This window comes from Streptomyces sp. TG1A-60 (assembly GCF_037201975.1).
In the GTDB taxonomy this organism is placed as follows: Bacteria; Actinomycetota; Actinomycetes; order Streptomycetales; family Streptomycetaceae; genus Streptomyces.
In genome coordinates this window covers 1659457-1676140 of record NZ_CP147520.1, presented here as the reverse complement: position 1 = coordinate 1676140, position 16684 = coordinate 1659457, and the positions used below count along the sequence as shown (strand labels likewise).

General features: G+C 70.7%; 10 protein-coding genes. 5 read left to right on the top strand and 5 right to left on the bottom strand.

Going from position 1 to position 16684, the window contains the following annotated elements:
• Window positions 1-54: 54 nt before the first annotated feature.
• Window positions 55-1533 (top strand): amino acid permease, encoded by a 1479-nt coding sequence (locus tag WBG99_RS06705; protein ID WP_338895433.1) that lies wholly within the window; start codon window positions 55-57, stop codon window positions 1531-1533.
• A gap of 755 nt (window positions 1534-2288) precedes the next feature.
• Here the strand turns inward: WBG99_RS06705 and WBG99_RS06700 are convergent.
• Entirely contained in the window at window positions 2289-4391 is a 2103-nt protein-coding gene (locus WBG99_RS06700) for an autotransporter (protein WP_338895432.1), read from the bottom strand.
• Window positions 4392-4602: 211 nt separating this feature from the next.
• Between WBG99_RS06700 and WBG99_RS06695 the strand changes: the two genes are divergently transcribed.
• Window positions 4603-5703: a glycoside hydrolase family 43 protein gene (locus tag WBG99_RS06695; RefSeq protein WP_338895431.1), complete on the top strand. Its 1101-nt coding sequence runs from the start codon at window positions 4603-4605 to the stop codon at window positions 5701-5703.
• A 1-nt stretch (window position 5704) separates the two neighbouring features.
• Window positions 5705-7117 (top strand): RICIN domain-containing protein, encoded by a 1413-nt coding sequence (locus WBG99_RS06690; protein WP_338895430.1) that lies wholly within the window; start codon window positions 5705-5707, stop codon window positions 7115-7117.
• Between the two features lie 7 nt (window positions 7118-7124).
• Here the strand turns inward: WBG99_RS06690 and WBG99_RS06685 are convergent, their stop codons facing one another.
• On the bottom strand, window positions 7125-8804 hold the full coding sequence (locus tag WBG99_RS06685; protein ID WP_338895429.1) for a rhamnogalacturonan lyase B N-terminal domain-containing protein: 1680 nt from the start codon (window positions 8802-8804) through the stop codon (window positions 7125-7127).
• 193 nt (window positions 8805-8997) lie between these two features.
• Between WBG99_RS06685 and WBG99_RS06680 the strand changes: the two genes are divergently transcribed.
• Together WBG99_RS06680 and WBG99_RS06675 are read left to right on the top strand one after the other, a co-directional pair.
• Window positions 8998-10041 carry a rhamnogalacturonan acetylesterase gene (locus tag WBG99_RS06680; RefSeq protein ID WP_338895428.1) on the top strand — a complete coding sequence of 348 codons (1044 nt, stop codon included), beginning with the start codon at window positions 8998-9000 and terminating at the stop codon, window positions 10039-10041.
• Window positions 10042-10119: 78 nt separating this feature from the next.
• Window positions 10120-11853: a DUF2264 domain-containing protein gene (locus tag WBG99_RS06675; RefSeq protein ID WP_338895427.1), complete on the top strand. Its 1734-nt coding sequence runs from the start codon at window positions 10120-10122 to the stop codon at window positions 11851-11853.
• A gap of 51 nt (window positions 11854-11904) precedes the next feature.
• Here the strand turns inward: WBG99_RS06675 and WBG99_RS06670 are convergent, their stop codons facing one another.
• From WBG99_RS06670 to WBG99_RS06660, 3 genes are all read right to left on the bottom strand, one after another.
• On the bottom strand, window positions 11905-12081 hold the full coding sequence (locus WBG99_RS06670; RefSeq protein WP_338895426.1) for a hypothetical protein: 177 nt from the start codon (window positions 12079-12081) through the stop codon (window positions 11905-11907).
• Window positions 12082-12099: 18 nt separating this feature from the next.
• Window positions 12100-13419 carry a jacalin-like lectin gene (locus WBG99_RS06665; RefSeq protein WP_338895425.1) on the bottom strand — a complete coding sequence of 440 codons (1320 nt, stop codon included), beginning with the start codon at window positions 13417-13419 and terminating at the stop codon, window positions 12100-12102.
• A 379-nt stretch (window positions 13420-13798) separates the two neighbouring features.
• Window positions 13799-16669, bottom strand: a complete 2871-nt coding sequence (locus WBG99_RS06660; RefSeq protein ID WP_338895424.1) for a glycoside hydrolase family 2 TIM barrel-domain containing protein — start codon at window positions 16667-16669, stop codon at window positions 13799-13801.
• Window positions 16670-16684 lie beyond the last annotated feature (15 nt).

Here is a 16684-nt window from a genome sequence, read left to right as displayed (position 1 = left end):
CGCGGCGGTACGATCACGCCCTCCCCGTCCCCGCCCCATCCCCCGGGAACCGTCATGACCACGACCAGCACCCCCGAGGCCGCCGAGCCCGATCCGACCCCTGTCCCGGGGCCCGAGCCCACCCCGGCCTCGGGGTCCGGGAAGGCCCCGGTCGCCGGGTCCGAGGAGATCTCCGCGACCGGACCCGGGACGAACGCGGCCTCACCGGGCCGCAAGTTCGGCCTCGGCGCGGCCACCGCCCTCGTCATGGGCAACATCATCGGCGGCGGTATCTTCACGCTCCCCGCCGCCGTCGCCCCGTACGGCACGGTCAGCCTGCTCGCCTTCGTCGTCCTCTCCGTGGCCGCCGTGCTGCTGGCGCTGCTCTTCGGCAGGCTGGCGAGGCGCAGCCCCGTCACCGGCGGCCTCTACGTCTACCCGCGCGACGCCTTCGGCCCCTTCGCGGGCTTCCTGTCGGCCTGGTCGTACTGGACGATGTGCTGGGTCAGCATCGCCGCCCTCGCCGTCGGTGTCGTCGGCTATGTCGACGTGCTGATACCCCTGGGGGACGGCAAGGTCGCCCTGGCGGTGGTGGCGCTGGCAGCCCTGTGGCTGCCGGCCGCCGCGAACTTCGCCGGCACCCGCTATGTCGGTGCCGTGCAGATCGTGTCGACGGTCCTGAAGTTCGTGCCGCTGCTGCTGGTCGCCACCATCGGCCTGTTCTTCATCGACACGGACAACTACGGCCCCTTCAACGCCTCCGGTGAGAGCGTCCCGGGCGCGCTCGCCGCCGCTGCCGCGCTCCTCCTCTACAGCTTCCTGGGCGTCGAGTCGGCCGCCGTCAGCGCCGGCGAGGTCCGTGACCCGGAGCGCACCGTGGGCCGCGCCAGCGTCCTCGGCACGCTCGCCTCCGCGCTGGTCTACATCCTCGGCACGGTCGCCGTGTTCGGTCTGGTCCCGCACGAGGAACTGGTCGAGTCGGGGGCGCCCTTCGCCGACGCGGTGAACTCGATCGCCGGCGGCAGCTGGGGCGGCACGGTGATCGCGCTGGTCGCCGTCGCCTCGATCGTCGGCTGCCTCAACGGCTGGGTCCTGCTCAGCGCCCAGATGCCGTACGCCGCCGCCCGCGACGGTCTCTTCCCGAAGCGCTTCGCCCGCGTGGGCAAGGGCGGCGTCCCCGGCTTCGGTGTCCTCGCCACGGCGGTCCTCGGCACGCTCCTCATCGCCGTGAACTACGCCGACGACCCGGACACCGCCTTCCGGGTCCTGGTCCTCATCACCACGTTCACCGGCTGTGTCCCCTACCTCCTCTCCGCCGCCGCCCAGCTGTACTGGCTGGCCCGGGGCACCCGCGAGCGCGTCCGCCCCGCCGGCCTGGTCCGCGACCTGATCGTCGCCGCCCTCTCCTTCGTCTTCTCCTTCTGGCTGATCGCCGGCGCCGGCTACGCGGCCGTCTACCAGGGCGTCCTGTTCCTCTTCGCCGGCATCCCGGTGTACGTGTGGCTGCGCGGCCGGCAGGAGAACCCCGGCGCGCCCGAGGCCGGGACGGCGTAGAACCGCGACGGCTTCCCTCAGGGGCAACGTCAAGCCGTGGACCTGCCTGACCTGCTGCCGCGGACTCACCAGATGAGACGAGGTACGAGCGGTGGGCCGTGACGCCGGCAAGCCCGTTGGGGCGACAGAGCCCGATTGACAGCTCTGTCGCCCCGGTTCAGGTGCTTCTTCACGTTGCCGGTCCTTGATCCGGGCGCCGCCCGGACCGGACGGACAGGTTACGGCAGACGGTTGACGAGCTCGGCCCGGAACAGCGTGGTGGTCGATGCGACGGTGAACGTGCGAGGAGAGCTCGTAGAAGCGGGGTCGCGTGTCGGGCATCCACGCCGACCTTGGCGAGTGAGGATCCACCAGTTCTTCAGCAGGTGGCAGAGCCGTGCTCGTTCGCCTCTCGCTCGCGGCTGACCAGCCGTTCGCTCCTTGGGCGTCGGTGAGCGGATGGCCGCGGGTCGCCCGCCGGCCGGTGACGATGACCGGGTCGCCGGGGCCGTCGTCCAGGCCGACGAAGCCGAGGTCGGCCAGAACACCCGGTCCGGCCTCCCGCGGGCGGGTGGTGATCCCGTTGTGGCGGACGGTGGTGAAAGCCCGAGTACGTCCAGGCCCTTCGGGCGGACGACGCCTTCCCGCCGGCACACCGAGAGCACGCACCGGACGCCGCTCCTGCCGCGGGCAAGCGTCGCCTGCCCGCGGCACTGGCCGGAGCGCCCCGGCTTCGCTGCCGGCCGCGCCCCGGTGCCGTTGCGTGGCGCGAGGGCTCAGCCCGTGGCCGCGTGCCGACCGCCCCGGCGGCGGTTGCTCCTGCGGCGTCTGGCCACCGGTACCAGCAGGCCGGACAGCACGACCGCCAGTGCGTACGGCCACCAGCCGAGCCCGGTGTCGGCGGCGGCGCCGGTGTTGCGGGTGGTCGAGTCCTGGAGGCCCGACCCGGAGCCGGCGGCGGCCTTGACCTTGGGCGAGGGGCTCGCCTTCACGGCGGTGAGGACGACGTCGTTCCCGTCCCCGGCCTTGTAGCTGATCTTGTAGGCGCTGTCGGCGAGCTTCACCTCGGCGCCCTCGCGCAGCCCGGTGAACGTACCGGTGTTCCCGTCCTTGCCCCGGTGGTCGATCACCATGATCTCCGTGCCGGGTCCGCCGACGTCACCCAAGTCCAGCTCACCGGCGAGCTTCACCGCGCCGCTCACCTTCAACGGCTTCTCGCGCAGCACCAGTTCACCCTGCTTGGTCTGGGTGTATCCGCCGGTGACCGTGAGGCCGGCCACGACGGTGCCCGCGTTGGTGACCGAGCCCTTCACCGTGCCCCTGCCGGACAGCGACCTGGTCACCTTCAGCCCGGCCGTGCCCACGTCGAGCTTCGCCCCGGTGGTGGTGAGCCGAACGGCCTTGCTGCGGGCGAGCGTCGCTCCCGAGCGGAGGGCCAGCGTGCCCTTGGTGACGGTCGTCCTCCCCGTGTACGTCACCGCGCTGCCCGTCAGGGTCGTCGTGGCCGTGCCCGACTGGGTCAGGGAGCCGCTGCCGCCGACGCGCGACAGCGTCACGGGCTCGGCGACGTTGCGGACGACCAGCGAGCCGTTGTTGACCACCTTGTAGAGGTCGCCCCTGGTGTACAGCCCGCCGTCGCCGCCGGACCTGCCGCTGCCCAGCCGCAGCACCGCGCCCTTCTCGACGGTCGTCGAGCCGTTGTAGTACTGGACGGCCGCGAAGGTGACGTCGTTGCCCTTGGTCCCCTTGATGACGATGTCCCCGGCGCCGGGCTTGGAGAGCGTGTCGTGGAACACTCCGCCGCCGATGGGGGCGCCCAGGGTGACCGGCCCGTTGTAGTCGAAGGTGAGCAGCGAACGGGAGCGGGCGGCGAGGAGGTTGATGTAGACCGTCTCGGCGGTGCCCGGCATGAAGATCTTGTTCGTCGTGCCGTCGCCCCACTGGACGTTGGCGCCCTTGATGTTGGTGCCGCGCTTGTTGACGTTCTTGCGTGCGGGCGTCCAGTTCAGCGCGGGGTCGCTGAGCGAGGGGTTGGTGTCGCCGCCCTGGTCGGACCAGCTGTACTGGCCGGTGAGGATCACCTTGCTGCCGGGCCGCGACTGGACGTTGATGTCGCTGCCGTACTCGCGCTGGTAGAAGTCCATGCCCTGCGTGACGGTCTGGCCCAGCGGGGTGTCCACCGTCCAGGTGCCCTGGTTGAGGACCTTGCGCGCGGCCGGCAGTGAGGTCGCGTACTCCGGGCGGCCGGCGTTCACCTGGGTTCCGTTGTCGACCACACCGGTGAAGGGGTGCGTCCCGGACAGGTCCCAGGTGGCCCAGAGGAACCTCGGCTGGGTGATCAGGCCGGAGCCGCTGATGGTGCCCAGGTTGTACTGGACGTTCTTCAGGGAGAGCCGCAGGGTGCCGTCGACGCGGATGTTGTTCTGGTTGAGCGGGAACGCCGGGGTGTCGTACGGATAGTGGCGGATCACCCCGGTCGAGCCGCGATTCCCGTACTGGAGGGTCGCGCCCTTCTCGACGGTCACGGCCGGCGGGTCGGGGTTGGTGACGGTGACGTACGGGTGGTTGCCGCCGACTGTCCTCACGGTCTGCCGCTGCCGGGACTTCGGCAGGGTGAAGTCGCTGTCCTTGGTGAGGACCAGCGTCCCGGTGCCGCGCACGGTGAGCGTGCCGGTGCCGCTGAACACGCCGCCGTACGTGGTCGTCCCGGACGGCACGGTCACCACCGTGTCTCCGGTGAGCGTGACGTTCCGCCCGGCCAGTACGTCGGTGGTGACATCACGGGGGCCTGCGGCGGTCGCGGTCGGGGCACCGAGCATGAGGGCGGTGACCGCCAGGGCTCCGGCGGCTGCCGCTGTCTTGTGGGTATGGCTGCGCACATCGTCGGAGACGGCCGGTGCCCCGCCCCGATAACAGAAACTTCGCGAGTTCCCCGGTCCGGTTCTTGTCAGCTCGTTTTGGTCTCGCGCAACCCGTTGACCTCTCCGTAACACGCCCTTACCTTTTCGGCGTTCGGAATGAAAGATCTTGTGCGAAATGCCGAACATTTCTGTTTCCTTTTGTTCTTCCCCCCTCCGAGAGGAAGCCTGGATGAGCCGCGAACACGATCTCCCCGAACCCCCCGACCGCAGGCTGCTCCTGAAGGGCGCGCTGGGCGCGGGCGCCCTCACCGCGCTGCCCGCCACCGCCGCCCACGCGGCGAGCTCCCCGGCGGCCGAGGGTGCCCCGGCCCGGTACGCCAACCCGCTGGTCCGCAACCGTGCCGACCCGCACATCCGGCGCCACACCGACGGCTTCTACTACTTCACGGCGACCTCGCCCGAGTACGACCGCATCATCCTGCGCAGGTCCCGCACCCTGCGCGGACTGTCGACGGCCGCCGAGTCCGTCATCTGGCGCGAACACGCGACAGGGGTGATGGGCGCGCACATCTGGGCGCCGGAGATGCACCGCATCGACGGCAAGTGGTACATCTACTTCGCCTCCGCGCCCGCCGAGGACATCTGGGCCATCCGCATGTGGGTCCTGGAGAACTCCCACCCCGACCCCTTCCGGGGCACCTGGGTCGAGCGCGGCCAACTGAAGACGGCCTGGGAGACCTTCTCCCTCGACGCCACCACCTTCACCCACCGGGGAAGCCGCTACCTGGCGTGGGCCCAGCACGAGCCCGGGATGAACAACAACACCGCGGTCTGGCTGTCCAGGATGGCCGACCCGCTGACCCTGACCGGTCCCCAGGTCCGGCTCACCACCCCGGAGTACGACTGGGAGTGCGTCGGCTTCAAGGTCAACGAGGGGCCGGCGGTCATCAAACGCAACGGCCGTCTGTTCATGACGTACTCGGCGAGCGCGACCGACTTCAACTACTGCATGGGCCTGCTGACGGTCGACGCGCACGCCGACCTCATGGACCCCGCGAACTGGTCGAAGTCCCCGACCCCGGTGTTCACCAGCAACGACACCACCAAGCAGTACGGGCCGGGCCACAACAGCTTCACCGTCGCCGAGGACGGCCGCACCGACGTCCTCGTCTACCACGCCCGGCAGTACAGGGAGATCGTGGGCGACCCGCTCAACGACCCCAACCGCCACACCCGCGTCCAGCGCCTCGGCTGGAAGCCCGACGGCACCCCGGATTTCGGCGTCCCCATTGCCGATGCACCCACCCCGAGCTCCCAGAAAGAGAGCTGAGATGAGACGTGCGTACGCGATATTCCTCGCGCTCTGTCTCGCGCTGGCCGGCGCCCTCGTCACCGCCGGCCCGGCCCAGGCGGCACCCCGGACCATCACCAACGGCACCCAGTTCACCGACAGCGGCGGCAACCCCCTGCACGCCCACGGCGGCGGGGTCATCAAGGTCGGCTCGTACTACTACTGGTTCGGCGAGCACCGCAACTCCGACAACACCTTCCGGTACGTGTCGGCCTACCGCTCGACGGACCTGAAGAACTGGGAGTTCCGCAACAACGTCCTGACCCAGGCCACCGACCCCGAGCTGGCGACCGCCAACATCGAGCGGCCGAAGGTCATGTACAACGCCTTGACCGGCAAGTTCGTGATGTGGATGCACAAGGAGAACGGCAGCGACTACAGCGAGGCCCGCGCCGCCGTCGCCGTCTCCGACACCGTCGACGGGAACTACACCTGGCGGGGCAGCTTCCGTCCGCTCGACCGGCACATGTCCCGTGACATCACGGTCTTCGTGGACACCGACGGCACCGGCTACATGATCTCCGCGGCCCGCGAGAACTACGACCTGCACATCTACCGGCTCACCGCCGACTACACCGGCGTCGCCGCCCTCGTCGCCGACCCCTGGCACGGCGGCCACCGCGAGGCCCCCGCTCTGTTCAAGCGGGGCGGCGTCTACTTCATGCTGACCTCGGGCTCGACCGGCTGGAACCCCAACCAGCAGCAGTACGCCACCGCCACCAGCATCACCGGTCCCTGGACAGCCATGACCGACATCGGCGACTCGACGACCTTCGGCTCGCAGACCGCGTACGTCCTGCCCGTGCAGGGCACGTCGACCACCTCGTATCTCTACATGGGCGACCGCTGGGGCAACTCCTTCGGCGGGAAGGTCGGCGACTCCCGCTACGTCTGGCTGCCCCTGACCTTCCCGACCTCCACCACGATGTCCATGTCCTGGACCCCCGAGGTCACCGTCGACACGGCCACCGGCACGGTCAGCGGCACGAACGCCACCTACGACACGCTGGTCGCGCGCCACTCCTCCAAGTGCGCCGATGTCACCAGCCGGTCGCAGTGGGCGGGCGCCCAGATCAAGCAGTACGCCTGCAACGGCGGCGACAACCAGAAGTACTGGTTCAAGTCGGTCGGCAGCGGCTACCACCAGCTGATGACCCGTCACAGTTCCCTGTGTGTCCAGGAGAACGCCAACACGGTGACGCAGGAGAACTGCGACTCCTCGGTGAGCGGCCAGCAGTGGTCCCTCACCGCCACCGGCTCCCACGTCACCGTCAAGTCCCGGGCGACCGGTGAGTGCCTGGACGTGAACGGCGCGTCCACCGCCGACTCCGCCGCGATCATCACGTACGCGTGCAACGGAGGGACGAACCAGCAGTGGACGCGCGGCACATGACGAGGCGTCAGCCGAGCAGGTCGATCGCGTCGATCGACGTGCCCGCACTCAGGTAGGAGGCCGCCCCCGACCCGCTCGCCACGTCGATCTTCAGCACGTTGTACCGACTCGTGTCCGTCAGCCAGGCGGACGCCGGGACGTTGTAGGTGAAGGTGTGGTTGTTGCCCCGGTAGGACCCGTTGGTCAGGGACCGCGTGTTCGGCTGGGGCGGCGGGGCGGGGACGGCCGACGTCCAGGAGTTGACGGCGACCTGCGGCCGGCCGTTGGCGTAGGCCGTCGTCACACCGATGCGCAGGGTGTGCGCGGCGGCGGCCTGCGCGGCGGTCAGCCGGAAGTACACGAGGAGGCCGCTGTTGACGTCCTTCCAGAGGTAACAGGGGAAGGCGGAGGTCTCGGTGCCACTGCCGATGACGACGTTGCCGGTCCAGGCGGCGGCCCGGACGTCCGAGGGGTGCGCGTACGTCATCAGGTCGGCGTTCTTGAACCCGCCCGGCGTGCCGTTCCAGTCGTTGATCCGCCAGATCGCGCTCGCGTTGGACGGGTCGTTCGACGACGGGATCGCGATCGAGTTGAGGGTCGTCGTGCCGCCCGCCGAGACCGTCACCGACGTCTCGTGGACGGCCAGCTCGCCCTTGAAGACCGTGAGCGTGTAACTCCCCGGCAGCACCCCCGAGATGGAGAACCAGCCGTCCGACGCCCGCGCCGCACCCCAGTACTGTGCCGCCGGGTTGGCGAGCCCCACCGTGTAGGCGTACGACGTGTTCCGCCCCGTGATGCCGACGCCCGCCACCCGGCCCCGGCCGCTCGCGCCGACATACCCGGACAGGCCCAGCGAGTCCGCCCACGGGGTGGTCAGCGTGCCCGGGAACAGCGACGAGGAGGGCGCCCCGCCGTCCGTGAAGGCGATGACGTACGGGCCCTGGAGACCGAACCGCTGCCCCTCGGTCTGATTCTGGCCGTAGTACAGGATCTCGTAGAGGCCGCCGCCGTCCGCGCTCTGGTGGCGCAGCAGGGAGCGGTAGAAGGGGCCGCCGGACGCCTTCTCGTGGTTGCTGCGGACGATCCACAGGCCGACGCCGCCCGCCGACCAGCCGACGTAGTCGTAGTCCATGACCCGCAGCTTCGAGAAGTGCTTCGAGCGGGTCTGGCCGTCGGACTTCCGGAACACGTCCGACGCCTCGATGGTGGTGGGCGCGTACGTGTACGAGTCGGGCTCGTCGTTGAGGAACAGGCCGGGCCTGACCCGCAGGATGAAGCGGGTCGCCGAGACCGAGGTGTCGGCCTTGTCGGTCCAGACGTAGACGTTGTTCTCGCCGCTGCTGGCCGCGTAGTAGTGCCTCAGCGTGCCGTGGGCCACCGAGACGAGGATCGTCGAGCCGGACTGCCTGATCCTCACCGTGGAGCTGCCGAGACCGGACTCGATGTGCGAGTTCATGCCGCCGTAGCCCTGGTACTCCGTGCCCCGGTAGACGAGCGAGGACAGGTCGCCGTTGCTCTTCCTGACCTTGAACACGAGGTTCGCGCCGGTGTCGACGACGTAGTGGGTGCCGTCGTCGGAGTAACCGAAGGCGGCGGCGCGGGCGGTGCCGGCCAGTGGTCCGGCGAGGGCGGCTCCGGCGGCGGTGGCGGCGGCGCCGACCACGAAGCCGCGGCGGCCGGGTTCCGGTCTGTCGTTGGTCGCGGACATGGGGGTGCCTCCTTGGGAGGTGTGGGGGAAACGCGGGGTGCTTCGGAGGGTGACAGTTGAATCGATTCTGCGAAAGGGCTTTCGTTCTGAGGAAGTTGAGGATCTTGTGAAATCGATCCGATGTCTAGAAAGCGCTTGCCAAACGATGTACGGTCCAGCCGCCGGGTCTTGTCATCCCTCGCGAGGAGCCGCAATGAGACGTTTCACCGTCGCCGCGCTGACGGCGGCGACCCTGGGCACCGCGTTGACGGCCGTACCGGCCGAGGCGCACCAGGGCCGTCCTGCTCTGGGCCTGCAGAACTGCGCCGCGAACGCCTGTCACTTCGATGTCCCCGCCGGCACGTACGACGTGACCGTCCGGCTCGGCGGCGCGAGCGCGGCGAGCACGAGCATCACCGGCGAGACGCGCCGCACACTCCTGTCCGAGACGGCCACGGCGGCGGGCGCCACGACCTCCCGGAGCTTCACCGTCGATGTCCGCACCCCCGAGGGCGAGCCGACCGGCGCTGCCGGCACCCCCGGCCTGGACCTCGTCGTCGGCGGCTCGGCGCCCGCCCTCGCCGACATCCGCGTGAGCCCCGCCCGGCGCGCCCGGCAGATCTTCCTCGTCGGCGACTCCACGGTCTGCGACCAGCCCGGCGACCCGTACTCCGGCTGGGGCCAGCAGCTCCCGCAGTACCTTAGGAAGGGTCTCTCCGTGGCCAACTACGCCGACTCCGGCGAGAGCACGGTGACCTACCTCGCCGACTCGCGGCTGTGGGCCACCGTCCAGCCGCGGATCCACCGCGGCGACCTGGTCCTGATCCAGCTGGCCCACAACGACAAGCAGACCGACGAGGCGACCTACCGGGCGAACCTCGAAACCCTGGTCGCGGGCGTCCGTGCCGAGGGCGGCAGGCCGGTCCTGGTCACCCCCATCGTCCGCCGCTGGTTCAACTCCGACGGCACCCTGAACAACGGCACGGCCCTGCTCGTGAACGGCCTGGGTGTGGACCACCCGGCGGTCACCCGCTCGGTCGCTGCGGCCCACGACGTGCCCCTGATCGACCTCACCACCCAGACGAAGGCGCTGGTGGAGTCCCTGGGCACCGAAGCCTCCAAGGCGCTCTACCTCTACAACGAGAAGCGCGACAACACCCACACCTCCGTGCACGGCGCGACCGTCTACGCCGACCTCGTCCGCGACGAACTCGTCGCCCGGGGGCTGGTGCCCGAGGGGCAGACCAGGGTGGGATGAGCCCCTGGGGCGCCCCGACCGGAACCGGGGCGTCCCAGGTTCGAACCGCCGAGCAACGACACAGGAAGCGTGCGCACCATGCCCTCCCAGCCCGCCGAGGACCGCGTCCTCAGCCCCCGCACCGGCTACACCCGCGCCCACTGGGAGGCCGCCGCCGACGCGCTGCTGGCCGCCGTCGAACCGTACGCGACCGCCGACGGGGCGCTGTACCACCTGCCGGGCGACCGCACGAGCTGGTCGGGACACCTCTCCGACGGCCTGGAGGGGTACGCCCGGACGCTGCTCCTCGCCGCCTTCCGGCGGGACGAGAAGGCGCTCGCCCGCTACGGCGAGGGCCTCGCGGCCGGGGTGTCGGGTGTCTGGCCGCGTATCGAGGACCGAGGCCAGCCCCTTGTGGAGGCCGCGTCGATCGCCTTCGCGCTGCGCGTCACCCGGGAACTGCTCTGGGACCGGCTCGACGACGCCGTCCGCCAGCGGGCGGCGGCCTGGCTCGGCGACGCGCTCACCGCCGAACCCTGGCCCTGCAACTGGGAGTTGTTCCCGGTCACCGTCGGCGGCTTCCTCGAAGAGGTCGGCCACGAACCGGAGTCGTCGCGCCGGGTGATCGACCACAGGCTCGACCGCATCGAGCAGTGGTACGCCGGCGACGGTTGGTACACCGACGGCGACGGCCGCAAGTTCGACTACTACAACGGCTGGGCGATGCACCTCTACCCGGTGCTCCACGCCTGGCTCGCGAACGACGAACCCCTCCTCGCCCGCTACGGCGACCGTCTCTCGGCCCATCTCGCCGACTACGCCCGCCTGTTCGGAGGCGACGGCGCCCCCCTGCACCAGGGCCGCTCCCTCACGTACCGCTTCGCGACGACGGCCCCCCTCTGGCTGGGCGCCCTCACCGGCCGTACGCCGCTGTCGCCGGGCGAGACGAGGCGGCTGGCGTCGGGCGCGCTGAAGTACTTCCTCGACCGGGGCGCCGTCGACGGCCGGGGCCTGCTGTCGCTGGGCTGGCACGGCCCCGACTCCGCCGTCCTGCAAGGTTATTCGGGCCCTGCCTCCCCGTACTGGGCCGCCAAGGGCTTCCTCGGCCTGCTGCTGCCGCCGGACCACGAGGTGTGGACGGCGACGGAGGAGCCGGGGCCGGCGGAACGGGGCGACGAGGTGCGGCCGGTGGGCCCGCCCAACTGGCTGGTGCAGTCCACACGTGCGGACGGCGTCGTCCGCCTCCACAACCACGGCAGCGAGGACGTCCGCTACGACCCGTTCTACACCCGGCTCGCGTACTCGACGGTGACGGTCCCCGTACCCCTGGCGGAGCCCGCGGAGTCCCACGACAACAGCGTGATCGTCGACGGCGACCCGCGCCGGACGGACATCGAACCGCTGGGCGTGGGCGAGGGATGGGCGGCGTCCCGCCACACGGCCGGCGCGGGAGCACGGGTGACGAGCCTCGTGCTCGCGCGCGGGGCGGTGGAGGTACGCGCTCATCTCGTGGTGGGCGCCGCGCCCGGGACCCCGGTCCGCGTGACCGGCTGGGCGGCACGGGGCGGTGTGCGCACCGAACTCCGCCCCGCCGTCGGCCTCACCGACGAGCACGAAGGAATGACCTCCGACGGCGCCACCCTCTTCGCCGTCCTCGCCCGCCTCACGGCCGAACCGGACCCGGTACCTCTTCAGGAGACGGTGTCGGTACGGGTGGAGGGGCCCGGCGAACTCCTTGTCCAGTGGACCGGCGGGGCCGAGGTACGGGCCCGGCTGACGGACGGAGCGGTCACCTCGCCGGACCTCGTACCCGTCGGCGTCAGGTCGACGTGAGAACACCACAGGAATCTTCCCACGGCAGGCTGTCGTGCGACGGGCGGGGCCTCAGGGCTTGAGGCGGGCGGTCTTCAGCGGCTTCGTGGTCGGGGAGGCGCCGGTGAGGGCGGTCGTGCAGGACGGGGTGGCGGGCGCGTACGCCCGGGTCAGCGTCCCGTCCTTGCACGGACGCCGCCACGAGCGAGCCGACGACGGACTTGCGGGCGAGGCGGCGACGGCGCTCACCGGGCGTATCGGCGCAGGTCAGCCGATCGGCGCGTACAGCACGCCCAGCTTGTCGATCTCGGTGCCCGAGCGGCCGGTGAAGCCGACGATCTGCCAGCCGGTGGGGGCGGTGAAGGTCTTCGTGGCGGTGGTGGCCGTGCCGGCGGTCAGCATACGGCCCTTGTCGGTGCCGAAGGCGGCGGAGAAGATCCGGGTGCGGCCGTTCTTCTGGCCCTGGGTCAGCTTCACGGAGGTGAGGTGTTCACCGGAGGCCAGGGTGAGGGAGGCCGCCGTGCCACCCGTGCCGCCGTGGGCCAGCGTCGTACCGCCGTCGTGCGTGAGCGAGACCGCGTCGAGGCGGGAGCCGCCGCGCAGGGTCAGGGTGCGCGGTGAGACCGTCGCCGGGAGGTCGTCCGCGTCGTTGTACGCGGTGCCGTGCGGGCCGCCGAAGAAGTCGCTGGCCCGGAGCTTGGAGTTGAGGGTCCAGGAGAAGTCGACGGTGTGCGGGAAGTGGTCGGAGAGGTTGCCGCCCGCCGGGTCGAGGAACTTCGCCCACTCGTTGTGGTAGCGGGTGGCGGTCAGGTTCACCACGTCACTGTCCCGGTAGAGGACCTTGTCGACGACCTCGCAGTCGTTGGTCGGGGCGGTCGTCGGGCAGACCAGCGCGTCGCTGCCCGGTGCCGGGGGTGTGCCGCCCTTGACCAGCCGCACCCACGGGTCCGTGAGGCCGTTCTCGGCGAGAAGGGTACGGATGTTGTCGCCGGTGCGCGTGTAGCGGGTGTTGGTGTCGCCCATGACGATCACCGCGTTGCCCGCCGAGTTCGCCTGGATGAAGTCCGAGAGCTGCTCGACGTTGGCCCGGCGGGCGGCGAGCGCGTCGTCGGTGGCGTCGGCGTTGGTGTGCACGTTGTAGAGGTCGACGAAGGCGCCCTCGTCGAGCCGGACCCGGGCCAGCGAGAAGCCCTTGGGGGTGAGGCAGTTGGTGCCGGTGCAGTTGTTCCACTTCACCCGCTCGAAGTCCTCGAACGCGAGGTCCGACAGCGTGTTGAGGCCGTCGCCGAAGGGCACACCACCGCTGGTCGCCGTGCGGTGGGGGTGGTCGTCGCCCGCGTACAGCGCCGCGTGGTAGTTGAAGTCCTCCTGCACGTTGACGATGTCGTACGCGCCGAGGCGCGGCGATATCAGCGGGGTGTTCGTCGCCGGACTGCCGGAGCTCAGCCCTTCCGGGAGGCCGGCGACGTTGTACGTCAGCACGTTGAAGGTGCCGCTGGTGGCCGCCGCCGCGGGCGTCGAGCCGGTGGTGGCGAGGCCGGTGACGGCGAGTGCGCCGGCCGCGAGTGCGCCGAGAAGTCTTCTCATGGTGAAGGTGTCTCCGGTCGGGGAGCGAGGGGGAACGCGGAGGAACTTGAACAGTGCTCAAGTTCAGTGGCGAACAGTGTGACGTGAAAGGTCGGTTGGGGAAACAGTGAAGACAGGGAAGAAGTGCGCCGGGCCGGGAACACGCGTGGGAAGGTGGAAGGGGCCCGGTCCGGCCTCCGGGTCCTGCCGCTCGCGCGTCTCCATGACGGGGCCTCAGTCGTTCGGTTTCAGCCCGTTCGACAGCCCCGTGTACGCCGGCTTCGGCGCGTAGCTCTCGTTGTACGGCAGGGGAGTGGTTGCGGATGCGGAACCTCGTCCCTCCGTCGCCGACGGGCGAGTGAAGGGTGCCGTGCGGCACCCTTCACTCGCCCGGGGACGATCAGCCGATCTCGGAGAACACGAACGAGAACCGCGCCGGCCCGGCGAGCAGGTGGTACTGCGGCAGCGCACCCGGCCCGCAGGACTGGGAGCCGATGCCCATCTGCCCGTGGTCGAGGTTGACCCACACCGTGTCACCGGCCTGGAGGTCGGTCAGGTGCTCGGCGGCGTCCAGCTGCTCGGTCGTCCAGCGGCGGGCGGTGAACCAGAACTCCGGGTCGCCGTCGACGCGCAGCCCGCCCAGCTCCGCCCAGCGGACGTCGGCGCGGGCGCCGTTCTCCTGCGGGCGGACGTACGGGGTCTGGAGTTCGTCGACCGTGGAGTGCCAACGACCCAGCATGGAAGCCGACTTGGTGTCCGGGTAGCCCTCGCCGGGACCGCCGCCGTACCACTTGACCGCGTCCGCGGAGGACAGTCCGAAGCGGATGCCGAGCCTCGGCAGCGGAACGGTCCAGTCACCCTCCGGGTCCACGGTCACGGTCAGCTTCAGCCGCGTCCTGTCGGCGGTCCACCGGTACGTCGTGCGCAGGCCGAGCTCCCAGGCGGCCGGCGCCACCCGGGTCCGTACGGTCAGCGCGTCCTCGCCCAACTCGACGCCGTCGAGGCGGTGCCGCATCCGATGGAAGCCGAACCTGCGCCACAGCAGGCCGTAGCGCACGTCCGGCTGCCAGGGTGCCCCGCCGTCGTTGTCCGTCGGTGCCCGCCACACGTCCAGGCGCAGGCCGGTCACGTCGAGGCCGCCGATGGTCTTCAGCGCGCCCGTACGGGCGTCGAAGGAGGCCGGGCCGAGGTAGACCAGCTTCTCGCTCGCCGTGGGCCCGTCACCCGGTGTCACCGTAGGAAACGGCCGCTTGACGACCGGCAGTTGGGCCCATGCGACCTGGTGGTCCCGCTTCCCCCAGGCCGTGTCCTCGGCCAGCAGCGCCCGTACGGTCCACAGCGCCTCGCCGTCCGGTCCGCCGGACGGCGGCCGGGGCAGCTTCACCTCGGCCGACTCGCCGGGCTTCAGGGCGGGCACGGAGAGGGAGCCCGCCTCCACCGTCTTGCCGTCGACCTGGTACGACCACTCGAAGGCCAGGGAGGACAGGTCCGCGAAGTCGAACGCGTTCCGTACCCGTACGGTCCCGGCGGCGCCGTCGATGTCGATGCGGACCGGCTCGATGACCTTCTTGAACTCGACCAGGCCGGGGGAGGGCGTCCGGTCCGGGAAGACCAGGCCGTCGCAGACGAAGTTGCCGTCGTGCAGTTCCTCACCGAAGTCGCCGCCGTAGGCGAAGCCCAGCGTCGGGTGCTTGACGCCGTGGTCGATCCACTCCCAGATGAAGCCGCCCTGGAGGCGTTCGTGGGCCTCGAAGATCCGCTGGTAGTCGGCGAGGCCGCCGGGGCCGTTGCCCATGGCGTGACCGTACTCGCACTGGATGAAGGGCAGTTCGCGGCGCTTGTGGGTGCCGCCGTCCAGGCTCCGGCCGATGCGCTCGACCTCGGCGTGGTCGGCGTACATGCGCGAGTAGATGTCGGTGTCCCGGCAGTCCCAGTCGCCCTCGTAGTGCACGAGACGCGAGCCGTCGCGGCCGTGGATCCACTCGGCCATGGCGGTCAGGCCGCGGCCGGTGCCGGCCTCGTTGCCGAGCGACCAGATGACCACCGAGGGGTGGTTCTTGTCGCGCTCGACCATGCGGGCCGCGCGGTCCAGCAGGGCCGGGGTCCAGCGGTCGTCGTCGACGGGGTTGTCCCGCCAGGCCTGCTCGGTGAAGCCGTGGGTCTCCAGGTCGCACTCGTCGATCACCCACAGGCCGTACTCGTCGCACAGGTCGAGGAAGGCCGGGTGCGGCGGATAGTGCGAGGTGCGCACGGCGTTGACGTTGTGCCGCTTCATCAGCAGAACGTCCTCGCGCATCGTCTCCAGGTCGAGCGCGCGGCCCTTCTCCGGGTGCCACTCGTGCCGGTTGACGCCCTTGAACAGGATCGCCCTGCCGTTGACCTTGAGCAGGCCGTCCTGAAGGACGACCGTGCGGAAACCGATCCGCAGCGGGACGCGTTCGCCTTCCGTGACCAGCTCACCGTCGTACAGCCGGGGTGTCTCGGCGGTCCACGGCTCGACCGGTACCGTCACCGGCTCGCTTGTGGCGACATCGATGTCCAGGGCGGGCACGGAGACCCGGCCGTCGACGCCGGAGTCGACACGCAGGGTCCCGAGACCGCCCACGTGGTCGTAGGAGGCGTGCACGAAGAAGTCGAGGGCGCTGCCCGCCGGGCGGTGCAGCAGGGTGACGTCCCGGAAGATGCCGGGCAGCCACCACTGGTCCTGGTCCTCCAGATAGGAACCCGCCGACCACTGGTGGACCCGGACGGCGAGCACGTTGCCCGCCGGCTTCAACAGGTGCCCCACCGTGAACTCGTGCGGCAGCCGGGAGCCCTTGAACTCACCGATGTCCGTGCCGTTCAGCCACACCCGGGCGCAGGACTCCACACCGTCGAAGCGGAGCACCGCCCCGCCGTCCGCCGGCCAGCCCTCCGGCAGGTCGAAGTACCGCAGATGGTCGCCGGTAGGGTTCTCCGTCGGCACCCTGGGCGGGTCCACCGGGAAGGGGTACAGGTGGTTGGTGTAGATCGGCGCCCCGAAGGCCCCGCCGCCCTGCAGCACCCAGTGACCCGGGACGGCCACCTCGGCCCAGCCCCCGGCGTCGTAGCCCTCCTCCGCGAAGGAGTCGTCCTCGGCGTCGGCGGTGGGGGAGAGCCGGAACCTCCAGTCGCCGTTGAGCGACAGGGACGCGGCGTCGGAGGACGCGTACCAGGCCCGGGGCGGGAGGGCCCCGCTGCCCGGTGAGACGTCCTCGACGTAGTCGACGGATGCGGTCGTGCGGAAAGACATCGGTCTCCTAGCTGT